Below are 23555 nucleotides of genomic sequence, written 5' to 3'. Positions count from 1 at the left end.
GGTGCTGCTGGCGGAGCTGAACGCGGCGGCGAGGCTGGACTGGTCCCGATGCGTGGTCGACTCCAGCCAGGTCAGGGCCCTAAAAGGGGGCTCGCGACGGGCCCGTCGCCGGTCGACCGTGGCCGGGCCGGCTCCAAGCACCACCTGATCACCGACGGGTACGGCACCCCGCTCGCGGTCATCCTCACCGGTGCCAACCGCAACGACGTCACCCAGCTGCTGCCCTTGCTCGACGCGATCCCTCCCGTGCGCGGACGCGTCGGTCATCCCCGCCGGAAGCCGGACTCGCTCTTCGCCGACCGTGGCTACGACCACGACATCTACCGTGACCATGTCCGCAAGCGCGGCATCGTGCCCGCCATCGCCCGACGCGGCACACGCCACGGCACAGGGCTGGGCACCTACAGATGGGTAGTCGAGCGCAGTTTCGCCTGGCTGCATGGCTTCAAACGCCTCCGCATCCGCTGGGAACGACGAGCCGACATCCATGAAGCCTTCCTCCGCCTCGCCTGCTGCCTCATCACCCTCAGACAGATCAACTCATTCTGTTAGCTGTTGTTAGTCCTATGCGACGAGGTTCACCATTGGATTGAAAACAACCAGGGTGTATACGTCTGGGAAACTTTGGACAGAAATGTCCAAAAAACTGCTGGTGCTGGTAGCCGGCTGATCGAGACGACCAACGCGTTCTCTCCTACCGAGGGTTCCATCGCGCAGCGGACCTACGAGGCCGCGATGGAGTTCGGGGCCGCGGGCATTCTCTACGACTGCCGTGAAGCGGTCCGGGACGTCGACCTCAAAGACGAGGACGCTGTCCGCGCGGCGGTCATCGACGCGTACGGCGACTCACACTGGGTCGACGTTGACGGCATCGTCGCGGCGGTTATGGACCCGCGTACAAGCGCGGCCGTGGCCTACCGCTTCTACCTGAACAACATCCAGGAGAACGCAGACGGTTGGCTCAAGAAGGCCGAGTGGGATTCCTGCTTCGATGAGGACGACCCGATCCTCCCCGGGGATCAGATATCCCTCGGGTTCGATGGCAGTCTCCGCGGCGACGCGACCGGTCTCGTCGGGTGCCGGCTGAGGGACGGCAAGCTCTTTGTCCTCCACCTCCAGGAGAACCCGCGCAATCCCAAAAACCCGGACTGGGAAGTCGACGTCCTTGCCGTCGAGGCTGCCGTCAAGAAGGCCTTCGACACGTACCGGGTTGAATGGTTCTACGGTGACCCGCCGTACTGGCAAGAGGCCTTGGGCCGGTGGGCCATCGAGTACGGCGATGACCGCGTCTACGAGTACTGGACCAACAAACCCATGCGGATGTGCGAGGCCACCGAGCGGCTGCATTCTGCTGTTGCGGTCGGTGACGTGAAGCATGACGGGAACGTCGACCTGACACGCCACGTGCTCAACGCGGTCACGCGCGAGGTCCCCCAAGGAATCTTGATTACCAAGGAGTCGCCCCGCTCCAAGAAGGTCATCGACTTGGGCGTGTGCGCGATTCTCGCCTTCGAGGCGCGCGCCGACGCGATTGCGGACGGCCGGATGCAGATCAAACGACGCCGCGTAGTCGGCTTTTGATCCTCCACTCCCCACAGACCGGGCCGGCCGGGTGAGACTGCTCCCCGGTCGGCCTGCGCACGCTGACCCGTGCTGCCGTGCACCTGGCGGTTACAGGTGATCGTCGGACCGACGTGAGGTCAGTGATACCGGAGGGGGCTGCACCGCCCATAAGCAACCGACGCCCGCAAGGGCGTGAGCCGAACAGGGTTGGAAGCCCGTACGGCCCCCTCCTGCCTGCCCAAAGCGTGTCTCGTCACTGGCAGTCGGCTGCCGCGTCTAGCTGGCCGTGCAGGCTGTCACGTAAAGCCGCCGCCCCCGACGCCCGACGTGAACGGGTGAACTAGGCCCAGGCAGAGCGTGGAGGCGATCACGGCGTCGACAGAATTACTGTGGATCTGAAGCGCCCTGAGGCCGATCTCGGAACACTGAGATTCATCAGCGCTGACAGGTACCGCGAGGATGCCAACGAGCGCGACAGCTATGAGAAAAACGGCAGTGATGCGACGCACACGATTTCCTTTCGATGAAAGCGGCTGGTGCCTACGCGGCACTTAGTTTGAGCGGTTGTACGACTTCCCATGTCCACGCGTGATCGCACGCGTATCACCCGAACGGGGCATACAGAAACGATCCCTCGTCCACACTTTTGAATCCATCCATGCTTGTCACTCCCGCCTCCCTGTGGCTATGGAGCGTGATCAAGAGTAGGTGTCACGAAACCCAAGGTCGCGAGACATTCTTTAGTCCAACCGGTAGAGGCAGCGTGCCCAGGTCGCGCAGGTTCCCGGTTCGAGTCCGGGGGCGGGCAGCAAGTCAAGGAACTACCCCGGGGAGGCGCCTCTGATTGTCCCGCCGAATGGTTACACAGCAGTCGGCCCGCCGGAGACACCGGCCGACTGGCTTGCCTATCTTCACGGGAAGCTGACGAACCAGCTCCCGGCCATGTGGCGCTACGCCAAGTACTACGAGGGCGAACATCAGCAACTCGCCTTCTCTCAGGCCCGTTATAAGGACGCGTTCCGAGAGGTCTTCGAGAACTGGCGTGACAACTTCTGCGGCCTGATCGTCGACTCCGCCACCGAGCGCATGGTAGTCGAGGGGTTCCGAATACCCGAGGCTCCCGGTTTTGACCAGGAGGCCCGGGAGTTCTGGCAGCGCAGCAGCATGGACGTCCTGTCGACGGCGGTGCACCTGGACGCGATGGTCCAGGGGCGTGCGTATGTGCTGGTGTGGCCGGGCGACGACGGCGAGCCGGCCATTCAGCCGGTGTCCGCAGAGAACCTCGTCGTCCAGTACAAGCCGGGCAGCCGGACCGAGCTGGAGGCCGCAGCCCGGTTTTACACGGATGACTGGGGTCGCCAGTGGGTCACGCTGTGGACCGAGGATTACGTCTACGAGGTCAAGCGCGGACAGGCCGAGTGGGAGAACGGGATCCGGTCCCGGAATCCGCTCGGGATCGTGCCGGTCGTCCCCTTTCACAACCGCTCGCGGCTTTCCGGTGACCCGTATTCCGACCTTGCCAACGTCATCCCGATCCAGGACGCGATCAACAAGACGGTGTCGGACGCTCTGACCGCCTCCGAGTTCGCCGCGTTTCCCCAGAGGTACGTGACTGGGCTTGAGATCGTGGAGGACGATCAGGGAAATCCGGTTGAGCCCTTCAAGGTGGCCGTCGACAAGCTTCTCCAGGCCGAAGACCCGCAGGCCCGTTTCGGGCAGTTCGAGGCAGCCAGCCTCAATAACTACTGCGATCTGGTCGGACTCCTGCTTCAGCACATGAGTTCCATCTCCCGCACCCCGAGCCATTACTTCCTTGTGAACGGCGGAACTCCACCGTCGGGCGAGGCCATTATCAGTTCCGAGGCCGGGCTGGTCGCCCGGGTCCGGGAACGCATGCTGTACTTCGGAGAATCATGGGAGAAGGTCATCCGCCTCTGCTTCGCCATCAAGGGTGACAAGAGAGCCAAGGCCTACTCCATGGAAACCGTATGGCGCGACCCCGAGTACCGCACCGAATCCCAGCACATCGACGCCTTGCTGAAGCTGAAGCAGCTCAACGTTCCTGAAGAGCAGTTGTGGTCTGACGCCGGGTACACGCCGTCGCAGATCAGCGTCTTCCGTGCGATGCGGAAGGAGGACGCGAAGGCCGCGGCGGAGGTTCAGAAGCTGGGCCCGCAGCCCGAACAGCAGGCAGGGCCGGGCGCCGTGAGCGCCCCGAGCGAGGCGCGGGCGGCCCGCATGGCTGCGAAGGCGCCGCAGGGGAATTCCGGGAACGCGAACCGCAAGATCCACGAACAGAAGCGATGACCGCCGAAATGGAGACCACGATGGACGAGACGAAGAGCCCCGACGCTCCAGAGGCCAGTGGGGTAGCTGCGGAGACGCCCCCGCCTACCGGACCGGAGGCGGAACTGGAGAAGTGGAAGGCGCTGAGCCGGCAGAACGAGCAGCGCTGGGAGGCGGCTTCGAGGGAGCTGGAGGAGCTGCGTACTGAGCGGATGACGGATCAGGAGAAGGCCCTTGTCCAGGCTCGTGACGATGCCCGCCGGGAGGCGCTTTCCGAGCTCGCGTCGTCCCTGGCCGAGGCGGAGATCCGGGCCCAGGCCGCCACTGCTGGTGTGACTGTGCAGACCGATTACCTGGACCTGGCCCGGTTCCTTGGCGAAGACGGCCGGCCCGACTCTGAGACCGTCGCCGCTTATATCGCCCGCCAGGCCCCGGCAAAGCCGGAGTTCCCCAAGCTGAGGGGCGCCGGGTACTACCGAGGTGGTAGCGGTCCGGCCGTTACGAGCATGGACCCCAACGAGCTCGCGGATCTGATCGCGGGCAAGTCCTTCATCTAAACAATTCTTGAGAGCCCTTCGGTGCCGCCGGAGGGCCTTTTTTATGCCCTTTTGGAGTTACGCCTTTGGCTCTCACAACCCACCATTTCAATCTTGACCCTCAGCAGGTCACCATTGCCGCGCTGGGCCTGCTTGACCGTCAGCTCACGCTTGGCGGCCTGCCGGCCCGTTACTCGGAGCTGAATTTCACCGGCGGTCTCGGCGACGTGATCAACGTGAACCGGGAGTCCCGAGGTATTCCTGTGACGGCCGCCGGGATCACGGCCCCGATCCAGAACCCGATCAAGGGTGACAAGGACCGCCTTGCGGCATCCTCGGACCGTCCTCTTCCCACCGATCCGCGTCTGGCCCCGCAGGGCTTCATCCGCGAGTCCAGGTTCCCGGTGGCGTTGTCGACACTGGCCCAGAACGCCACCACCCTGAGCATGGAGCAGGTTGCTTTCGATCTGCGGCAGTTCGGCGCCCAGGTGCTGAGCAAGCTCACCCGCGGCTTCGCGGAGTACTTCGACGACACCACGGCCGATTTCATCAAGACCAACATCACCCGGTCCGGCCTCAGCGCGGCGGCGAAGAAGGCCGTGGGCGGCGACGTGGCTGTCACCATCCCGGCAGCGGACGGCACCGCCGAGAACATGAAGACCCGTGCCCTGGGGCTTCGTACCGCGCTCGTCGATGCCCGCATGGCCATGAACCTCGCCAACGTTCCCGCCTCGGAGCGGTACCTGATCGCCGGCCCCGAGGTCGAGGCGATCCTCCTCAAGGACCCAGAATTCGTCGCCGTCGACTACTCCGGCGACACCAACGCCCTCCGCCGGGCGATCGTCGGCCGCATCTACGGCTTCGACATCGTGATCCACAACTCATTCGGTCTTGAGGCGTACCTGTTCCACAAGTCCGCGATGATCCTGGTCTCGGCCTGCCCCGCCATTCCGATGGGCGCGGTGAACGGCAGCATCCAGAACATCGGCGGCATCGCCACCCGCATGCTCATTGATTACGACTACGCGAAGAAGGCGGACACCATCGGCCTGGACACCATGTATGGCCTGTCCACCGTCAAGGAAGACCCGGACTACTCGGTCCGTGGCGTCGGCATCGGTGAGAGCTTCGTGCGTGGTCTGAAGATCGCGATCACGGAGAAGCCGGCCGGGGCGGGTTCCTGAGCCGGAGGAACATGCTGAGGCGGCCCGCAATGGGCCGCCTCATTTGACTAATCGTTCAGTCGCTTGATGTAGGAGAGAGCCTTCATGCCAACGTTGAAGGCGCCTGCAAAGGCCGCGGCTCCACCGCCGACCGCCTCGACAGGGCTCGCCTCGAAGAGAACCAAGCCGATACCTGAGATGATTCCCACGCTCATGGAACCCAGGATGAGGAAAGTAACCTCGACAACCCGCTTTGCAGCCCGAGTCGGGCTAGACACCACTTGACGTACCTCCGTCGCAACACCTCTGCTCCCTACCGGTCTAGGCGTCACTCACCGAGGTGACTAACCGGCAGGAACGAGCAGCCAGGCCCTCCCTGGGCCTGGCAACTCATTGAGCAAGACGGCATGCATGGAAGCCTCCGATGCGTCAAACGTGGCTTTCCTACTTTATCGCGTTCTCAAGCCCATTACTAGCCCTAGGAGTTGATATAATGCTTGTGACTGCTGACGAGGTGATTACGCGTCTCGGGCGTCCCATCCCTCCTGAAGACAGATTCCGCATCGAAGCGTTCATCCACGACGTCACCGCGCTCGTGCAGGACTATTGCGGCTCCAGATATCAGGAGAACGCTCCTGGTGTCCGGGCAGTCATCTGCGGCGAGGTGATCCGGTGGCTGGCCGTACAGCCCGGGGTCATCTCGGAACGTGTCGGCGACATGGAAGTGCAGTGGGGCGCCGCCGGCACGCAGACGCTTTCCGCAGCTGCTCGCGAAGGCCTCCGCCCCTACCGCCGACGCTTCGGCTCCATCGGCCTGTACAGGGTCTGAGGCGGTGGACGACGCTCTTCAACGACTTCGTCGAGGTACATCGGGCGCCTCTGGCCGCGACCGCGTACACCAATCACCGTGACTGGCAGCGGTCGGTGGTGGTGTGGTCCGGGCGGGCGAGTGTCCAGCCGGACCGGGCCTTCGAGGTCCGCTCTCCGGCCCGGGAGACCGCGCAGGAGCGGCTGATCATTTTCTTGCCCGTGGAGGCGGACGTCGATTCCGCCGACCGCGTCATCTGGCGGGGCCTGATCTATGAAGTCGACGGGGAGCCCGCCCGCTGGGCGCAGGGGTCCCTTCGTCATGTCCGGATCCGTGTGTGGAGGGTGGTGCGATGAGCAAGTTCACGTTGCGGCTGACTCCCGAGTGGGAGCGGGCGTTCTTCCTCTCCGTACAGATGCGGGATCTGGTCGAGCTGCACACGGTCAAGCTGACAGAGGCGGCCGTGTCGGCGGCCCCGAGGCCGCGGCGTCCGACCAAGGAGCACTGGAACGCGATCGGCCGTCACATCAAGCCGACTCTGGCTCTGGACCGGTATGGCTGGTACGGCGTCGTCGTCGCCGAGGTGGACGCCCGGATGCGTCACTCGATGCTTCAGGAACGCGGCTGGACGGACCGCAAGGGCCGTGAGCACGAGGGGCGTTGGTTCCTCAAGCGGGCTCTGGAGAAGGAGCGGATCGAGTGAGACAAGACCCGGTGGAGGTCGTCATCGCATACCTGTGGTCCGTCCCAGGGCTGCCCGCGCAGTACATCACCGGCGATCACGTCGGCCATCAGGCCGGTGAGCCCATGATCTACGTGGAGCACTCGGGCGGCTTCCGCATGATCCGTGACCGCCTGGACCGCGCGGACATCACCTTCGACGTCTATCACGATGACCGCAAGCACGCGGTCGACCTCGCATACCGCTGTCGCGAAGCCCTCCTTGAGGAGCTGCCCGGCCTGGTGGTCGGCGGTGCGGAGGTTCTGGAGGTCGAGGAGATTTCTTCCCCTCGGTACGACCCCGACGTCACCAGCCGTGAGCACTGCTACCGCGGCGAAGTGGCGGTCTTCTTCGTCGCCTGACCCTTCCCCCTTTCCCAGCCGAGCGCCGGTGAGTGCTCGGCTTCCGTCTTTCTCTCAGGAGCTTCCTTGGCCAACGATTCTTCCAAGATCCGCTTCGCCCCCAACGGGGCCATCTATCTCGCGCCCGCGCCGCGTACTGGTTCTGGTACGACCGTGCTCCCCACCGACGCCGGCGACGGCAAGACCACGCCTGCGGGCTACCGCAGTTGCGGATGGGTGGACCAGTCGGGCGTCACCATCACCCCCTCCATCGAGACAGACCCTGTCAATGTATGGCAATCCGCCGTACCGGTGATGTATACGGTCAAGTCGGCCAGTTTCAAGATCAAGGCCACGCTGATGGAGACCAACGACCTCACCACCGGCCTCTTCTTCGGCGCGGAGTGGAAGTCGCTGAAGGACGCCGAGGGCAAGCACAGCGGCACCTACCGGCTGGACCTGTCCTCCACGCCGGAGCTGAACGAAATTTCCATCGTGGTCGACTGGTCCCAGAAGGGCGTGCCGTACCGGTGCGTCATCCCCCGGGCGATGATCTCCGACCGGGGTGCCATCCAGCTCCAGCGCACCGAAAACCAGAAGTACGAGCTGACCATCGACGCCCTCGATCACGAGGGTGGTCTCGGCTACGTGCTCACTACGGACGACATCCTCGGCCTGGGCCGTCCGTCCGTCCCGGTGGAGCCGGAGGCCTTCAAGGCAACGGTGACGGTGCCGGGCTCCGCCACCAACGACGCCACGAAGTCCTCGTGGACCGCGAAGGTCGCTGTCACGGGTACGACCGGGCCGGCCGTCGTCTCCCTGCTCCGCGCGGATAAGACCGCCTTCGAGGACCAGGTCACGGCCACGAAGGACGGCACCGTCGATGTCACCGTCCCGCAGGGCATGAAGACCGCGGAGCTCAAGGTGACCCACCGCGGCGTCGCGTCCTGCTTCCAGGTCACCGACACCACCTCAGCGGGCACGTCGAAGGCCTGCTTCGTCCTGGCCTCCTGACGTATCAACCAGCCTACTCAAGCGATTACCTAGCTTTTCGCTTCTTTGCGATAAATGGAATGAAGCCGAGAATGGGTTGAATTAGGCCGAGTCGGTATCGAAAAATCCACGAATATTCGCATGGATCATAGACGCCCCGCTGGTTGACCAGACTCACCAAGTGAGGGAATCGCTTTTTCTCGACGCGCTCCCAGATTTTGCTTATCGGCCAACGGCGAATTTGGTTATTCATAGCCGCAGAGCGTATGCGCCACGTGAGGTCCGATATGTCTCCACGCTCACGCACCTCACACGCATCCTCGCTTACCCGCAAGTACAAGAGGCTGACGCTCTCCAGATGGGGAGTGAGGTCTTTGGGGCCCGATATTCCTTCTGCCAATGCCTCCGCCGGCAGGTCATCGAGCAGCATCCAGTATCGCTGGAGATAGAACTCTTCAGACTGCCGTACATGGACCCTGCGGCCATCAAGGGTATTGTGCACCAGAGCGCCAAACGATAGGGTCCCGGCCACTATTACGCCGATAAGCGTGCTATCCACGGGCTCGCCTCCTGCGAGTTCAGAACTGCGACCTACTTCCTAGCGTTGCGCGTCAGAGTCGGGAACGCTACTCAGATCGTGATGTGGCCACACGGCACCCTCAGCCTCATGACAATGCCCTCCGTCTGTTTTTCTCACCTTCATTGGAGTTCCTTTTGACTGCTGCAAGCACGAAGACCGCGTCCCCGTCGAAGTCCCCTGCTATGGAGGCCGAGGCCGCCGAGACCCCGGTCATCATCGAGCACCGTGGCATCGAGTTCACCATCCCGCATCCCCTGGATATGCCGATCGGCCTGCTGGAGGCCAAGGACGAGGTGGAGGCGGTCAAGCTGATCCTTGGCGCGCCTCAGTGGGAGGCGTACAAGGACAGTGGCGCCACGATCCGTGACTTTCAGGTTCTGGCGGACAAGGTGGCCGCGGCCCAGGGGTATGACGACGCGGGAAACTAATCCGCACCGTCCACGTGGTCCGTGAGTTCTCTGATGAGCTCGAAGCCGATCTTCTGGAGCACTTCGGGATTGATCTGCTGGACCTGTGGCGTGGGCGGCTGTCCCTGCGGCGCGTCAGCGTCCTCACCAAAGCGCTGACGCACAAGACAGGCCGCTCACAGCTCCTGGCCGCCTTGGACGAGACCACGGTGTGGTCTACGCAGGATCACCTCATGGCACGTATCTCCGATGCCATGGAGCTAAGCAACTACCTCTTCCTGAAGGCGCATTCTGACAATGCCAGCACCCTGGCTCCTCCCGATCCGCTGCCCCGGCCCGGTGCTGCTTCTGTGGCTCCTGAAGAGCCGGTGGAGGACTTTGCCACAGGTGCTGAACTGTCGCAGTTCTTCCAGGAGATGAGCACTATGTAGGAGGCACCACATCGCCAGCGGCGGCCGTATTCCCATCAAAGTAGGCTCCGGCTACATCGACATCGCCCCCACGCTTTCCCGAGAGGGCGTGGCGAAGATGCGGACCGAGCTGACCCGCCAGATGGAGACGGCCGGCGCGGCTGCGGGCAAGGCTTTCACCACCGCTGCGACGAACGGTTTCTCGGCCCTGCCGAAGAGCGCGGCGGCTGCCGCGAAGGCCGCCAAGGTTCACACGGAAAAAGCCGCGGTCGATACGGCGGCGAAGCTGGAGGCCATCGAGGCCCAGCTGACGCGTGAGTACGGGCAGCAGGCCGGGCGGCGGTTTCGCGTCTTCCGGGAGCTGGAGGAGCGCAAGCGCCAGGCCTTGGCTGGTACCTCTCAGGCGACCCGTCGTGCGGTGCAGGAGACGGTGCGGCTGGAGACGCAGGCCGCCCGGGATGCCGCCCAGCGTTGGCAGACCGCCGAGCGGGACCGTATCCGTCTGCTGGAGGAGCGCCGTCGTGCCGAGGCACGTGCGGTGGCCGAGCGGGAGCGCGAGGAGCGCGCGGCGGCAGCGACCCGGCAGCGGGCACTCGAAGACGAGGCCCGGATGGATCGCGAGATCCACCAGACCCAAGTCCGCCTTGCCCGGGAGTCCGCCCGGGAACAGTCTCGGATTCTTGCGGAGCGGCAGGGGCAGGAGAAGGCCGCCACGTCAGAGCGGAAGCGTGCTCTTGAAGACGAGGCGCGCATGGATCGCGAGATCCACCAGACGCAGACCCGTCTCGCTCGCGAAGCCGCACGTGAACAGGCACAGATTCTTGCCAAGCGGCAGCGCCAGGAGGCTGAAGCGGCGGCAGTGCGCCGGCGGGCCTTGGAGGACGAGGCCCGGATGGACCGGGAGATCCACCAGGCGCAGATCCGTATGGCGCGGGAGGCGGCGAAGGCTGCCGAGCAAGCTGAGCGGGAGAAGCGTGAGGCGATCCGCCGGACCATGGCGGAGCGGCAGGCCGAGCAGTCCCACGCGATCGGCTCGCAGCTGGCCATCACCCAGGCGGTTCGGCAGAACCTGCGGGAGCAGCTGGCCGAGCACGAGCGCACCATGGCGGCCGTCCAGTCGACGCAGGCCACGGCGTGGGCGGCGATGCGGTCGGGGTGGAAGCGCAGTACGCAGCACATCGAGGCGACTGGCACGACGGCGACGGAGACCGGTCATCTGATCACGCGGGGCCTGGTGGCCCCACTGGGGCTGGCAAGTACCGCCGCTGCCGCGTTCGGCATCAAGAGTGCCGACGCCATGCTTCAGGCCCAGACCGGTTTGAAGGGCATGGGCGTCGAGCTGCGAGACGTGAACTCGCTGCTGGAGCAGATGACGAAGTACGGCATCGAAACGCCTTACTCCGTCAATGACATGCTCAAATATGGCACCCGCTATGTGCGGGCCAATTCCTCGCACAACGCCGACTTCCTGTCGAAGGACCCTGTCCGGCATGCGAAGGGTTCCAGTGACGCCGCCCAGAAGGCGGTGGACATGGTCAAGATGGTGGGTGACTCCGCCGCCTACGGCGGTGTGATGGACCCTGCCATGGTGTCTCGCGGCATGTACGCCATCGAGGTCATGCAGGACATGGGCCGCACCAACCTGCGCAATGTCAAGCAGCTCGAAGCCGCAACCGGCCTTCCCTCGAATACCCTTGCCCAGATCCTGGGGTTCAAGACCCGTAAGTACACCGCCCAGGAAATGGCGGACATGAAATCCCGGGACAAGAAGAACGGCATGGACCGTAAACTCCCGGAAACCTACGAGGCGTCAGGCCAGATGCTGGCCTTCATGCAGAACGCCAAGGAAACCGGCGGCATTTCCGGTGAGCAGCTTATTGACGGTCTGCTGGAGCGGTGGCGTAAAGACCCCGGCATGAATGGTGCGGCGCACCGCATGGGTAGCGCCACTATCAGTGGCCGTATTGAGCAGATGAAGGAACAGGCCCAGTTCAACCTCGGCAAGCTCTTCTATTCCAAGAATGACCGCGGCGAGTACGCGTACACGGGTCTTGGCGCTGCCGTCATGGGCAAAAAGGTCTCGGACGAGGACGGCACCCGTTTCGAGGGCGGCCTGCTGAAGGACGCTGGTGAGATCGGCACGAAGCTGCTGCCGATGGCCAAGGAGATGCTGACCGAGTTCTTCGACACCATCGGGACATTCACCGACTGGGGCAAGGACACCGTCGACTTCCTCGAAGCGCATCCGGGGCTGCGGAAGCTGGTACTTGAGGCCGCCAAAATGGCCGCGGTTGCCGCACCGTTCCTCCTCGCGTTCGGTGTCCTGACGAAGACGGCGGGCAAGCTCGGCAAGCTGCTCGCCTTCGCAGCAACGCCGGCGAAGATGCTGGCCGGCACGGTGTCCGGGACCAGCCGGGGCGTGCGGGGCGCTACGCGCTACGGCCGCCAGGTCGCCGGCGGTGTCCGCTCCCGGCGCGACGGCGGAACGTTCCTTGAGGGCTATGACGCCCAGCGCGACCGGTTCCGGGAGCGGGACCAGACTCGTCGCCGGAACCGGTCGCGTGTGGCGGCGGCGGGCCGGGAGAACGGGCGCTTCCGCACTGCGGCCGGGTACGCCCGGTACGGGACGGCGCGGCTGACCGGCTACGACGGCCCTGGCGACTGGGTGCGTCGGCGCAGGAACCGCCGTGAGGATATGCGGGATCTCGACCAGCGCAGCCGTGACGCTATTTCCGGTGGCCGGCTGCGTGAGGGGATCCGTCTCAACCGTCGCCGCGATGACGTGCGGCAGGAGTACCGGGAGAACCGGCGTGCTTCCCGTCGTAGTGCGGCGGAGCGTCTGCGCCCGCAGGACAGCACCGACCGCCGGGATACCGCGCAGCGCGGTATGCGGGAGACCGAGCAGCAGCTCCGCCAGGTCGACGAGCGCATCGAGGCCCTGAAGAGGGCCCTTCGTGCGGTCGACCAGGCCCCCTTGGGCAGCCTGATCGATCACCTGGGTGGCTCGGTCGGGCAGAGCGTCCGGTCCTCGGCCGACCAAGCGCAGACGGCAGTGCGGCGCATCGTCACCGAGGGCACCACGCACGTCAACGGCGCCAGCCTCGCGGAGATCCATCGCAAGCTGTCCGACCTTCAGCAGAAGGCCGACTCCCTCAAAGCGGCGATCCGGCAGGCGGGCCAGGAGGTCACCGATCTCGACGGCCGTCGTCTGGGGTCGCTGCGGGTGCAGCAGCTGGAGACGACGGAGAAGCGAGCCGACAGTCTCAAGCAGACGATCAGCGACGCCGCCGAGCGTGTCGAGCGCCTCAACGGCAAATCGCTCAAGGACGTGCGGGGCCAGTTCACCCTGACCGTGCCGGAGGCGGGCGCAGTCGAGGGCAAGATCAAGGACGTCATCGCCTCCGTCAACCTCCTCAACCGCAAGTCGCTCAAGCCGCTGCGGGATGAGTTCAAGGGTGGCAAGGCCAGCCTGTATTCGGCGGTCGACGCCGTGTACGGGCTGATCGGCGCGGTGAAGACCCCGGGCTCGGTCAACGGCCGCATCGCCAACCTCAACACCCGGACGCTGGCCTCGGTGACGGGCCAGGTCGAGAAGCTGGGTGACGCCCTGCACGATGCGGCCAAGAAGGCCGGTGCCCTCGACGATGGAATCAGCAAGGTCAACCGGGACACGGACGGCGGCGGGTCCGGTGGCGGAGGCGGAAAGAAGGGAGGGAAGAAGAAGCGGGAGTTCGCTCGTGGTGGCGTCCTTCCCGGCTATGCGCCGTGGCAGGACTCCATACCGGCGATCCTCAGCCCCGGTGAAGCCGTGCTTCGCCCCGAGGTCGTACAGCACCTGGGCCCCGCCCGGATCCACACCTGGAATCAGCTGGCGGTCCGCGGCCGGCTGTCGCGTTTCGCGCGCGGCGGGATCGCCGCCCGGGGCGGCCCCCTGGGCTTCCTCCTCGACGATCTCGACAAGATCGACATGGGACCGGTCGTCAGCCTCTTCGGCAAGACCGTTGCCTTCGACGCCAAGGCCGCCCGCATCGGCGGCCGGACCAGCCGGAACCTGATCACCTGGGGCTCCGAGCGTGGTGGTGGCGCCAGCGGCGAGGGAGCGGCCCGCCGTTTCCGCGGCACGCTGGACTTCGCCACGAAGAACATGCCGAAACTGCTGAGGAAGGTACCGACCGGTGCCGGTCAGCTCGTCGGCCTGGCAGCCGGTGCCATCGCCCCCACGGCGGGCGAGTATTTCTGGGATGACGTCTGGAAGGGCTCGGGCAACATCCTCCAGCGCGGCGAGCGCTTCGCCTCCGACCTGCTCAAGCCCGAGTCCATCTGGGCGTACATCAAGGGAGCCTGGGGCGGTCTCGAAGAAGCGGTAAAGGCCATCGGCTCCACGGCCGTCGACCTCTTCAAGGACCCCATGGGGGCACTGAAGGCGCCGATCGGCCAGCTGAAGCAGCTGGTCATGGGCCTCGTCGGCAGCGTCGAGGACTCCGTCCACGGCGTGCAGGAGATCATCTCCAACCCCTCCGAGTACGCGAAGGAAGTACTAGGCGAATGGTGGGCTCAGGCGAAGGAGGCGATGCCCAACACCGAGGGGTTGCTGAAGTTCCGCGACGGCGGCATCGTCCCGGGATTCGCTCCCGGACATGACTCGGTACGGGCCCTGCTCTCCCCGGGTGAGGCCGTGCTCCGGCCGGAGGCTGTTCGAGCTCTCGGGTACCGGACGGTCCTCGGGCTGAACTCGGACGCCAAGCGCGGACGGCTCACCGAGGCCAGTACGGACAGCGGTCCGGGTACACCGGTGCCGGACGCTCAGGCCGTCGAAGACGCGGTCAAGCGCATCGAGGCGGCCCTGGCCTCCATGACGGACGCCGTCCGGGCACACCAGGCTGCGGCCACGATGTCCTGGGATAGCGTCGGGGCGTCGGTGCGAGCAGCGGTGGACGGGCAGATCCGCCCCGCCGAGGAGCGCTGGATCAGCCACCTGACCGGGCCCCTCACCAGTGCGGAACGTGCCTTCCAGGCCTCCAGCGAGGGTGTCTGGGCCAGCGTGCAGGCCCAGGTGTCGACGTCCACGTCCAGCACGCTCGGGCACTTCGGCCGTCTCCGGGCGGGCCTGGCCGGCCTTGAGGACTTTTTCGAGTCCAGCGGGGGCCGGATCCGCGAGGTGTGGCGGACATCGATGTCCTTCGTGGACAGCTCCACCCGCAGCGTCTTGAGCGGCCCGTACAACGCGGGCGCCGTTCCGATGCTCGCGGAGATGGCGAAGCTGGCCGGTACGTCGGCCCCGCTCGCGGCGGTGCACTACTCGACCGGCGGTGTGGTCCCCGGCTACCAGCCGGGCATCGACACCGTGCCCGCCATGCTCAGCGAAGGCGAGGGCATCCTCCGCCCCGAGGTCGTTCGCAGCCTCGGAACAGAAACGATTCACCGCTGGAACGACCAGGCCCGGCGAGGCGGCCACATCTATGCCCGGGGCGGCATAGTCGGTGACGGCGCGGCATGGGTGAAGCGGCACCAGGACGACCCGTTCGCGGGCTACGAGGAAGCAGTCCGTAAGGGCTGGGCCGACGTGATCGCCCCGGCAGTGAGGGAGGTGGAAGGCGGCTTCGGCCTATCCGGGCACCTAGAGGCCACGGCCTTCCGCAAGGCGGAACCGTGGCTGAGTGTCTGGGGCAAGTGGGCCGACGAACACGCCACCGGCGGTGGCGGCCAGGTCGTCAAGCTGGCCCTCCAGGAGGCGAAGAACGGCGATCTGTCCGGCCGGAAGTACATCGGCTCGGACGCCTACGAATCCTGGTGCGCCGACTTCGTCAGCTGGATCGTCGACCACGCACAGGCAACCGCGGCCTACGGCGGTTCCCCGACGGGGACACCGGGCGACCGGTGGCCAGCGGTGGCCCCCTGGGTCGAGCACATGCCCATGGTGCCGACCGCATCGGCCCGGCCCGGTGACCTCATGGTCTACCGGGGCTTCGGCCCCGGCGACTGGGGCCACATCAACGTCGTCACCGGCAAACAAAGTGGCCAGCTCGAAACGGTCGGCGGCAACGAGTCGCGCAGCCTTCGACGTCAGCTCGGGTACGGCAACCGCGCCGACGGTGCACTTCGCCCGCGTGGCGGTGCTCCTGGTGCGGGTGAGGGCCCGTTCCTCAACCCGTGGCCGGGCTCCCTGGCACGGTTCTCGGAGGGCACTGGTGAGTTCGCCGGACTGGCCGGCGATGCCGTGGGTCGCTGGCGGCCCCTGGTCGAACGGGTCATTCAGGAGCTGGGCGGCCGGGGTGGAATCTCGCTCGCGGACGTCCCGCTCGTGCTCCACCGCATCGACGTGGAGTCCGGCGGCGACCCCAACGCCGTCAACAACTGGGACTCCAACGCCGTAGCCGGTGACCCGTCGAAGGGCCTCATGCAGGTCATCAAGTCGACCTTCGACGCCTATGCGGGCCCGTACCGGTCTCTGGGGCAGTACCACCCGGCCGCGAGCCTCTACGCCGGTCTGTCGTACGCGATCGACCGATATGGCTCCGGCTGGCGCCGGGCTCTGAGCGGCACCTCCGGCTACTGGATGGGAACCACGTCCGCCTCACCGGGCCTTCGCCTGGTGGGCGAGCAGGGACCCGAGCTCGTCGACTTCCGCGGCGGCGAGCGCGTTCACACTGCGCGCCAGACTCAGGAACTCCTGGGCGGCCGGACCTACGAGATCCACATCCACGAAGCCAAGAGCGAGTCGACAACTCAGGCAGTGCTGCGGGCCATGCAGTACGCGGAGGTGATGCACGGCGTGTAATCGACAAGGAGGGTGCTTATTCCGATACCGGCAACCCGAGACCGGGTTCTCGAAGACCGGCCTCACCCGGTACCGATCCCGCCCCACCCAATGGCGTGGGGGCACACCTACGTGTCGATCACCGGAAGCGATGGTGAGGGGGAGGAAATCCCCCTCACCTCCTTCACCGACCGGCGATGGCCCGGAATTCTGCTCCAGGCCGGCGCCAGTGGCCTGGACACGCCCCCGTTCGAGCTGCACGCCGACAGCTCGCCGAACCTGCCCGGCTCCATGTTCCGGTCGGCCCGCGTGGCCGCCCGTGAGGTGATGCTGCCGGTCTACCTCTACGGCGTCGACCGGCGTTCCCTCAAGGAACTCAAGCGCAAGCTGATTTCCGCACTGAACCCCACACGCGGATACTGCGTGCTGAAATTCGTCGAAGCGGACTCACAGGTCCGCAAGCTCTACTGCTACTACAAGGCCGGAATGGAGGGCAACGAGGCCGCCGACAACGCCGGATTCCGGTGGATCAAATACGGCATCCAACTAACCGCCTTCGACCCCTATTTCTACGCGGACGACCTCCTCGTCGCCGAGTGGGATCTCAGCAAGGGAAAGGGACTCCTACGAAAGGACGCAGGGCTCTTCCCCATCCGTCTGAGTCGCGGAGTCCTGGCGGAGCAGGCAATCCCGGTCATCAACCCCGGCGAGGTCGAAGCCTGGCCCGTGTGGGAAATCCGCGGCCCGGTACGCAGCTTCAACTTCACCAGCCCCGAGGGCGCGTCCTTCGGGATCAGCGTGCCGGCCGGGGAGACCGACGTCGTACCGGCGGGGCGTGTGCTGACGGTGGACACCCGCCCTGGCCGTAAGACCCTGGTCGACGACCAGGGAAAGAACTACTGGCCGCTTCTGGACGCCTCGCCGTCCCTGTGGCCTATTCAGCCCGGGAAGAGCAGCGTCGGTGTGCGGCTCACGGCGGGCAACGGGCCCGCCTCGCTCCGGCTCACTCTCCGCCCACGATTCGAAAGCTACTGACATGGGGTGTGTGTGGGATATCGCGTGGAGGTCCGGGACAAGGACCTGAACCGGATTGGGGAAATCGACACATGGATCAAAATGGATCTCGTCATCCGGTTCTGTCAGCAAGGTACTTGGCAGATCCTCGTGAAGGACCGCACGCCCCAAGCGCAGCTCTTGCAGCGTGGTGGTGGAATCATCGTCTGGCAAGACGACGTCGACTTCCCGATCTTCACCGGTCAGATCGAGTTCTTCCAGCGGTATTGGACGGTTGAGCAGCACACCGGGTCGGGATCCGTCTTTGTTGGCGGCAAGTGTGACAACAAACTTACCTACGGCCGGCTGGCCTTTCCTGATCCGTCCAAGCCCATCAGTCAGCAGTACCAGGCGAAGGACTCCCGTGGGGCGAGCGGCCCGGCCGGTCAGGCCTTGTGGTGGGAGCTCGACCACGCCATCGGCCCCAAGGCCCTACCGGACCGGCAGGTTGCTGGTGTCGATATCGGCGCCAACCCCCTGGTCGGTGACACGGTCGCTGACAGTCTCCGCTTCGACGTCCTCGGCGCCAAGCTCGAAGAGTGGTGCAAGGCGAAGAATGTGGGTTACCGGTTCGTTTACGACCCGGACCGCAAGCGGATCGTGCTGGATGTCTTCAAGCCGCGCGATAAGAGCAAGACCGTGCGCTTCGCTCCTGAGCTGGGAAACCTGCGCGAGTACACCTGGACGCTGACAGCCCCGCGCGTCACCCGGGCCATCGTCGCCTGTCAGGGCGAAGGCGCCGATCGGTACATCTTTCAGAAGGTCGACGAGGAGGCCGAGAAGGAGTGGGGTGTCCAGGTCGAACAGTTCGTTGACCGCCGGGACCTCCCCCTGAAAACGGACCCTGCGACGGGCAAGCCGGTCAAGGCGAAAGCCGAGGTGTCGGACGCCGACTTCGAGGCCGCGAAGAAGGCTGTCGTTGATGCGGCTGACAGCGTGCTGCGGGAAGGGGCCCGCAACGGAAATTTTCAGATTTACCCCATCGATACGCAGCAGTTGAAGTTTGGCCGTGACTACTTCGTGGGTGACAAGGTCACCGTGGCCGTGGACGGCGAGGAGTACACAGACATCGTCCGAGAGGTGAACATCACCGTCGAGGACGGCGGCCGTGTCTCCGCGGTCACACCGAAGATCGGTGACCAGGGCACCGGATCGCCCCTGAATCTGTACAACACCGTGTTCCAGATGCGGGAGCGCCTGCGGAAACTCGAAGCGAGGATGTGAGCACTTGGCAGAGACCAGCTATCCGTTTTCCCAGTCGAGCAAGACCGGCGGCACCGAGATGGTGTCCGAAGTCCAGTGGCAGGCGATGGCCGCCATGTGGGGCGGTGACCGGGTGGACTTCCGGCTCACGAGCGAGTCGTACGCCTCCGGCGCCCTGCCTTTCTCCGCCGCCGTCATCAACGGCCGCACGATCGAAATCCAGCCCGGCCGCGCATGGGTCGGGGGCTTCTACTACCAACTGACCGCCTCCGCGTCCCTGACGGTGGAAGCCAACCCCACCGACAAGGCCCGTAAGGACACTGTGGTCCTGCGGGCCGACCTGGCACAAGGCTCGGTGAATCTGTCGGTCGTCAAGGGGCAGCCCAGTGCCTCCCCGATCGCTCCGCTGCCCAAGCGCATCCCGGGCCAGCAGTGGGAAATGGTGCTCTACGAGGTCGACGTCCCGGCCAAGGACGGCTCCCCACAGCTTTCCCTGCGTGCTCCGTTCGACATGCCGCCGGCCGTGGGATCCCCCTGGAATACCCGCTCCTACGCCGACTTCCTTCCCGTCGGCACGTTCCTCTACGACATGGACAACAACGGCGGCGACACCCCCTACGAGGCGTTCAAGGGCCGCGACGGGTACATGGTCACCCGGCACCTGGGCAAGTCCCGGATGTACAGTCCCGGCCTGGCCAACGCCGTCAACGTCCCAGCCAACGGCATGGTCTATAAGGGCCGTTGGCGGTGGATCGCCCCGAACGTCGTCTATTACTCGATCAGTATCTCCAACACGACGACCACGAATATCAGGAACCGGCAGGACGACCCCATCGGCTTCGCTCTGCCGCAACAGGCCAACGGCGATACCGGTCAGGTCCTCACCGGCCACATGCGCAATATGGAATACCGGGGCGGCCTCGCCAACTTCGTGCAGCTCCAGGCACTTTGCTGGCCGGGAGGCGGTTCCACCCACGCCAGCATCTTTCACCAGAACAGCGAAAGGGTATCTGAGGGAATGGACGCGCTCCGGGTTCTTCCCGGACGGTCGACCATCTTCTTCTCCGGCACCTACGAAACCAACATCTACAGCGAATAGGAGGCCCCATGGCGCGGAACCTTTTCGGCGGTACGGCCTCCGATGTCGCCGAGGACATCGATGGCCGGCGCGTGCCCGGCGCGGTGGGAACGGTCTGGGACGGCCCCTCCGACGGGGCCCGGCAGATCACCGACCTGACCGACGCCGACGGCGCACCCATCCTCCAGCTCCAGGCCGACATCCGCGGCTTCATCCCGGCCTTCTACGGCCCGGCCAACGACACCGAGCGCCTGTGGGTCGACTTCGGTGTGGGCCGGATCGCTCTGGTGTCGGTAACCGTGGGAGACCGGCTCCGCAAGCACCTGCTCGACGTCGACCCCCACCAGTCACGGGCCTACACCGATGAACGCCTGGCCTCCTACCTCCCGGCCCGGGGCGCAGAAGTCCAGGTCCCCACAGGTGATGCCTGGCTCTCAACCGTGGTCACCGACGACCCGGCAGGGCACGTGATCCGTCTGCGCACCGCCGACGGGGCGGAGCGCACCCGGTTGCGCAGCACCGGGGCCCTCTACCTCGACACGATCGGCAAGAAGGCACCCCTGTGCATCGGCGCCCCCGGTTTCGGCGCCGGGCAGACCGTGATCAACGTGAGTTCCACCGCTGCGAGCCCGTCGACCGATGGCGCGGTCTTCCAGGTCAAGGGGGACGGCTCCGTCATCAGCAGCGGCACCATCACCGCCGCGAACCTCGGCAACGCACGCGTGTTCTCCGGCCCGCTTGCGCCGTCCGCCCCGCGAGCGGGGGACGTGTGGGTGAAGTATGGCTAATCAACTGCTCGTCTACGACGGCAAGGCATGGGTCGACCAGACACCCCAGGTCTTCGACGGCACGACGTGGCGCACAGTGGCACCCCTGTACTTCGATGGTGCCGAATGGCGCAGCGAGGCGCTGGCGCCGCGCGAGTTCCCGTCCTACTCCAGCAGTGTTTCCGCAGTCGTCTCCGGTGACCTGGTCGAGCTGCCCGTCCCGGCGGACGTGCGGACCAACGACATCGTGGTGTCGATCTGCGCCCAGCAGGGCGGCCCGGCCCGGTTTCCCCGGCTGCTATCGCCGTCCGGTGTCCTGCCGACCCTCTACACCTTGCGCTCAGGCATCCGTTTACACGTCGCGGTGTGGCCGTGGGAGCCCTCACGTGGCACATCCACCGTGTGGGATGTCACCGGCAGCCCGAGTACAGCACTGATGAACTTGTCCTACCGGGGTGGGGACGCAGCTGGCCTCTCCCTGACCCCGGTGGCGAGTATCAGCGAGCATCAGCGCGTGAACACCGTTCCGCTGGGCGCCTCGCAGGACTTCACGACCTTGTACGCGGTCCTGGCGGTCTCCGACTCACTGACCGGGGCGGCCTGGCCCAACGGCGTCATCCCGCGCGCGCAGCGCCTCGGCCAGTTCGGTGCCCAGCAGATCAATCTTCTGACCGCCGACACCCCTGGTGCTGGCGCCTCTCCTGGCGCCCTTCGTCTGGACACGACCGTCGACACGGCCGCCGTGGCGGTGATCACGGTTCCGGGGCGGAGCGATGGCAAGCCCACCTGGATCCTGGGCGACGACCGCGCCTCGGTCCTCGGCTCCACCACATTCTTGGAGTGATATGGCAGCACCCCCCATCGAATCGTGGGCCCAGCGCGAGACCATCACGGCCCGCAAACTGAACGCCCAGGTCCGTGATCCGCTGCGGTACCTCGCCGACCCGCCGCGGATGTCGTGCCGGGGAGCGGCACCCGGCCAGAGCATCACCCGGGGCTCCTCCACCGTCATCCGGTGGTCCACCGCCGACACCAACACCTTCTCGTCCGACGCCGAGCGCCGTTGGTTCACCGTCCCCGACACGGGCGTCTATGTCGTGTCGGGCAGTGTGAGCGTGAAATCCGGCGCCACCCAGGCGGCCGGCGACGGGGTCATCGTCTACCTCTACCGGCGCACCTCGACCGGAACGGTCAGCGTGGTCACGGTCCGGGAGATCATCCAGCAGTCCAACGACGTCCAGACCGTCTCGGCCGCCACCGTCGTTCACCTGGCGGCCGGCGACGCCCTCGCGGTCGCGGTCTATCTCGAATCAGGCTCGCCCAGCCCGGCCTACGCCGTGCAAACCGGGGAAGGGGAAGGCGCTTTCACCGCGTGGATGGCCGCCCCGACCACCTCGTTCTCGGCGGCGGCGACGCCGTTCGCCCCTGCCGGGGAGTGGCGGGACGGCGAACAGGTCACCCCGGCGACAATGACGGCCCGCATCAGCGACCCGATCCGGGCGCTGTACAACCCGCCGCGAGTGTCTGTGGCCCGGCCGCTGCCTTACAGCACGCCGCCGAACCAGGCTCTTCGGGTCGGCTGGTCGATGGCCGGGTTCGAGGAGTCCGGCGGGTGGGTGCTCAGCAGAGATGGCACCGCAGTCACCGCCCCGGCCACGGGCGTCTACCTGGTGGCCCTCACTCTGGCCACGCAGCGCGATGGCCCCGAGGGGGCTTTCGGCTCCTACCAGGTGAACCTTCTGCGCAATGGGTCGCTGTTGTTCCTGCGCCAGCGGCAGAACACCCGCTCGACCTACCCGACCAGCATCAGCAGCACGGGGCTCGTCTTCCTGAGCAAGGGCGACTTCCTCGGCGTCGACTTCCTCGGCACGGGCACCGATGTCACCTGGCAAGACTACGGCACCGACCTCCGTACCGAGCGGTGGAACGGCCTGTCCGCGGTGATGCTCGCCCCCGGTGCCACCTCCATGAAGGGGTGAGGTGTGGATTTCTCTTCCTGGACCCCCCGGGGCCTGGCCGACGCCACCGCGATGAACGCCCGCGTGCGCGACGTCCACCGGCAGCTGGCCAGCCCGCCCCGGTTCTTCGCAGCGGGCGTCAGCACGATCACCAGTGTCCCGGACACCGGCGTTTTTAAAACCTTGAAGTGGGACGTCATCGACGCGGCCGGCGGCTGGACCACCACCGCGGACACCTTCACCGTGCCGACGAGCGGCACCTACTTCATCACCGCCGACTTCACCGCCCTGTCCCCCAAGGACACGTCCAAGCGGCCCGCCCTCCGCCTCGCCGTCGTCGCCCAGACCGGCCAGGTCGAGAAGGACTGGCTCCGTTCCACCCACCCCATCGTCGTGGGCGGCACGTACCTCACGTGCTCCGTGCGCGGACCGGTGGTCGCCGCCAAGGGCGACCGGCTCAGCCTCCGGGCCCTGGCCGCACCGGGCACGGGTGCGTGGGAGGTGTCGGCCGGCTCCCGGGCCAGCGGCCAACTGAACCGTTTTTCCGCGGTGCTCATCGCACCCGGCACCAGCAGATAGTCAGGTACCCGTATCGCTACATCGACCCTGATCCTGGATCTCTTCGGAATCGTCGGGATCCTGGCGACCGTGATCGGCGGCTACGTCGTCGTGAAGGCCTCCAAGGAGGCCAAGACCGCCGAGGTGTGGAAGGACGAGGCGGAGGCCCAGAAGGCCCGAGCCGACCGGCTTCAAGAGGATCTGGCGGAGATCAAGGAGCGGCTGAAGAGGATCGAGCAGGAGAACGGGCGGCTGATCGCTCTCCTGACCGCCTTGGACCCGGCCCGGATCCTTCATCCCACCACTGCGTGAACTAACTAACCCCCCATTTGATGCCCGCTGGTGCGGGCTTTTTCATTCCCAGTTAAAGGAG

General features: G+C 65.8%; 23 protein-coding genes and 1 pseudogene. 20 read left to right on the top strand and 4 right to left on the bottom strand.

Annotated elements, in window-relative coordinates; genetic code table 11:
- Positions 1-552 (top strand): annotated as a pseudogene (locus K6I33_RS02285) (IS5 family transposase); the annotation flags it as partial.
- A 183-nt stretch (positions 553-735) separates the two neighbouring features.
- Positions 736-1581 (top strand): phage terminase family protein, encoded by an 846-nt coding sequence (locus tag K6I33_RS02280; protein ID WP_229347955.1) that lies wholly within the window; start codon positions 736-738, stop codon positions 1579-1581.
- 278 nt (positions 1582-1859) lie between these two features.
- On the opposite strand, the gene K6I33_RS36235 is transcribed toward K6I33_RS02280, so the two are convergent.
- Positions 1860-2072 carry a gamma-glutamyltransferase gene (locus tag K6I33_RS36235; protein WP_229347954.1) on the bottom strand — a complete coding sequence of 71 codons (213 nt, stop codon included), beginning with the start codon at positions 2070-2072 and terminating at the stop codon, positions 1860-1862.
- Positions 2073-2484: 412 nt separating this feature from the next.
- Between K6I33_RS36235 and K6I33_RS02270 the strand changes: the two genes are divergently transcribed.
- From K6I33_RS02270 to K6I33_RS02260, 3 genes are all read left to right on the top strand, one after another.
- Entirely contained in the window at positions 2485-3870 is a 1386-nt protein-coding gene (locus tag K6I33_RS02270; protein ID WP_374283024.1) for a phage portal protein, read from the top strand.
- A gap of 20 nt (positions 3871-3890) precedes the next feature.
- Positions 3891-4406, top strand: coding sequence for a hypothetical protein (locus K6I33_RS02265; RefSeq protein ID WP_229347952.1), 516 nt, complete (start codon positions 3891-3893; stop codon positions 4404-4406).
- A 65-nt stretch (positions 4407-4471) separates the two neighbouring features.
- Positions 4472-5569: a hypothetical protein gene (locus K6I33_RS02260; protein WP_229347951.1), complete on the top strand. Its 1098-nt coding sequence runs from the start codon at positions 4472-4474 to the stop codon at positions 5567-5569.
- Positions 5570-5616: 47 nt separating this feature from the next.
- Here K6I33_RS02260 and K6I33_RS02255 read toward each other — a convergent pair whose 3' ends face one another.
- Positions 5617-5763: a hypothetical protein gene (locus K6I33_RS02255; protein WP_229347950.1), complete on the bottom strand. Its 147-nt coding sequence runs from the start codon at positions 5761-5763 to the stop codon at positions 5617-5619.
- A gap of 284 nt (positions 5764-6047) precedes the next feature.
- Between K6I33_RS02255 and K6I33_RS02250 the strand changes: the two genes are divergently transcribed.
- Positions 6048-6377, top strand: a complete 330-nt coding sequence (locus K6I33_RS02250; RefSeq protein ID WP_374283017.1) for a hypothetical protein — start codon at positions 6048-6050, stop codon at positions 6375-6377.
- A gap of 73 nt (positions 6378-6450) precedes the next feature.
- On the opposite strand, the gene K6I33_RS02245 is transcribed toward K6I33_RS02250, so the two are convergent.
- Positions 6451-6612 carry a hypothetical protein gene (locus tag K6I33_RS02245; RefSeq protein ID WP_229347948.1) on the bottom strand — a complete coding sequence of 54 codons (162 nt, stop codon included), beginning with the start codon at positions 6610-6612 and terminating at the stop codon, positions 6451-6453.
- Positions 6613-6708: 96 nt separating this feature from the next.
- Between K6I33_RS02245 and K6I33_RS02240 the strand changes: the two genes are divergently transcribed.
- The 3 genes from K6I33_RS02240 to K6I33_RS02230 all read left to right on the top strand — a co-directional run bounded on the left by K6I33_RS02240 (position 6709) and on the right by K6I33_RS02230 (position 8432).
- Entirely contained in the window at positions 6709-7059 is a 351-nt protein-coding gene (locus K6I33_RS02240) for a hypothetical protein (protein ID WP_229347947.1), read from the top strand.
- Entirely contained in the window at positions 7056-7439 is a 384-nt protein-coding gene (locus K6I33_RS02235) for a hypothetical protein (protein WP_229347946.1), read from the top strand. Before K6I33_RS02240 ends, K6I33_RS02235 begins: the two co-directional genes overlap by 4 nt.
- 66 nt (positions 7440-7505) lie before the next feature.
- Positions 7506-8432, top strand: coding sequence for a hypothetical protein (locus K6I33_RS02230; RefSeq protein ID WP_229347945.1), 927 nt, complete (start codon positions 7506-7508; stop codon positions 8430-8432).
- Positions 8433-8457: 25 nt separating this feature from the next.
- Here K6I33_RS02230 and K6I33_RS02225 read toward each other — a convergent pair whose 3' ends face one another.
- Positions 8458-8970: a hypothetical protein gene (locus tag K6I33_RS02225; RefSeq protein ID WP_229347944.1), complete on the bottom strand. Its 513-nt coding sequence runs from the start codon at positions 8968-8970 to the stop codon at positions 8458-8460.
- 203 nt (positions 8971-9173) lie between these two features.
- On the opposite strand from K6I33_RS02225, the gene K6I33_RS02220 reads away from it, so the two are divergent.
- From K6I33_RS02220 to K6I33_RS02170, 11 genes are all read left to right on the top strand, one after another.
- Positions 9174-9419 carry a hypothetical protein gene (locus tag K6I33_RS02220; protein ID WP_229347943.1) on the top strand — a complete coding sequence of 82 codons (246 nt, stop codon included), beginning with the start codon at positions 9174-9176 and terminating at the stop codon, positions 9417-9419.
- 14 nt (positions 9420-9433) lie between these two features.
- Complete coding sequence (locus tag K6I33_RS02215) at positions 9434-9829, top strand: hypothetical protein (protein WP_229347942.1); 396 nt, start codon at positions 9434-9436, stop codon at positions 9827-9829.
- A 97-nt stretch (positions 9830-9926) separates the two neighbouring features.
- Positions 9927-16586: a CHAP domain-containing protein gene (locus tag K6I33_RS02210; protein WP_229347956.1), complete on the top strand. Its 6660-nt coding sequence runs from the start codon at positions 9927-9929 to the stop codon at positions 16584-16586.
- 12 nt (positions 16587-16598) lie between these two features.
- A complete protein-coding gene (locus tag K6I33_RS02205) occupies positions 16599-17600 on the top strand; it encodes a phage tail domain-containing protein (RefSeq protein ID WP_229347941.1) in 1002 nt (333 codons plus the stop codon).
- A 24-nt stretch (positions 17601-17624) separates the two neighbouring features.
- The gene (locus tag K6I33_RS02200) at positions 17625-18842 is read left to right on the top strand and encodes a siphovirus ReqiPepy6 Gp37-like family protein (RefSeq protein WP_229347940.1); all 1218 of its coding nucleotides are present in this window, start codon (positions 17625-17627) and stop codon (positions 18840-18842) included.
- Between the two features lie 4 nt (positions 18843-18846).
- Entirely contained in the window at positions 18847-19920 is a 1074-nt protein-coding gene (locus K6I33_RS02195; protein ID WP_229347939.1) for a hypothetical protein, read from the top strand.
- A gap of 8 nt (positions 19921-19928) precedes the next feature.
- Positions 19929-20687, top strand: a complete 759-nt coding sequence (locus K6I33_RS02190; protein WP_229347938.1) for a hypothetical protein — start codon at positions 19929-19931, stop codon at positions 20685-20687.
- On the top strand, positions 20680-21510 hold the full coding sequence (locus K6I33_RS02185) for a hypothetical protein (protein WP_229347937.1): 831 nt from the start codon (positions 20680-20682) through the stop codon (positions 21508-21510). Before K6I33_RS02190 ends, K6I33_RS02185 begins: the two co-directional genes overlap by 8 nt.
- Position 21511: 1 nt before the next feature.
- A complete protein-coding gene (locus K6I33_RS02180) occupies positions 21512-22645 on the top strand; it encodes a hypothetical protein (RefSeq protein WP_229347936.1) in 1134 nt (377 codons plus the stop codon).
- Positions 22646-22648: 3 nt separating this feature from the next.
- Positions 22649-23203 (top strand): hypothetical protein, encoded by a 555-nt coding sequence (locus K6I33_RS02175; protein ID WP_229347935.1) that lies wholly within the window; start codon positions 22649-22651, stop codon positions 23201-23203.
- A gap of 69 nt (positions 23204-23272) precedes the next feature.
- Entirely contained in the window at positions 23273-23494 is a 222-nt protein-coding gene (locus K6I33_RS02170) for a hypothetical protein (protein ID WP_229347934.1), read from the top strand.
- Positions 23495-23555: the final 61 nt, after the last annotated feature.

The sequence above is a fragment of the Streptomyces sp. UNOB3_S3 genome, assembly GCF_020740895.1.
Lineage (GTDB): Bacteria > Actinomycetota > Actinomycetes > Streptomycetales > Streptomycetaceae > Streptomyces.
Note: the sequence above shows the minus strand (reverse complement) of the source record. Positions and strands in the feature narration are given on the sequence as shown.